2 tRNA genes are annotated in these 244 nt (G+C 53.7%); both read left to right on the forward strand.

The annotated features are described in order from the left end of the window. Positions 1 to 38 precede the first annotated feature (38 nt). Positions 39 to 112: transfer RNA gene (locus HMPREF2704_RS01685), tRNA-Met, on the forward strand. 16 nt (positions 113 to 128) lie between these two features. After that, positions 129 to 202 (forward strand) — tRNA-Ile (locus tag HMPREF2704_RS01690). Positions 203 to 244 lie beyond the last annotated feature (42 nt).

Raw genomic sequence — 244 nt, forward strand, 5'->3', positions numbered from 1 at the left:
AGGTGTCGCAGGTTCGAATCCTGTCTTCCCGATATTATGGCGGTGTAGCTCAGCTGGCTAGAGCGTCCGGTTCATACCCGGGAGGTCGGGGGTTCGATCCCCTTCGCCGCTATATTGTTGATCTTGTTGGACCTTTAGCTCAGCTGGTTAGAGCTCTCGGCTCATAACCGAGTGGTCGTAGGTTCAAGTCCTACAAGGTCCATTGTTATCTTGGAGGATTACCCAAGTCCGGCTGAAGGGAACG

Origin of the sequence: Streptococcus sp. HMSC076C09, from assembly GCF_001837905.1 — a bacterium.
GTDB lineage: Bacteria > Bacillota > Bacilli > Lactobacillales > Streptococcaceae > Streptococcus > Streptococcus parasanguinis_I.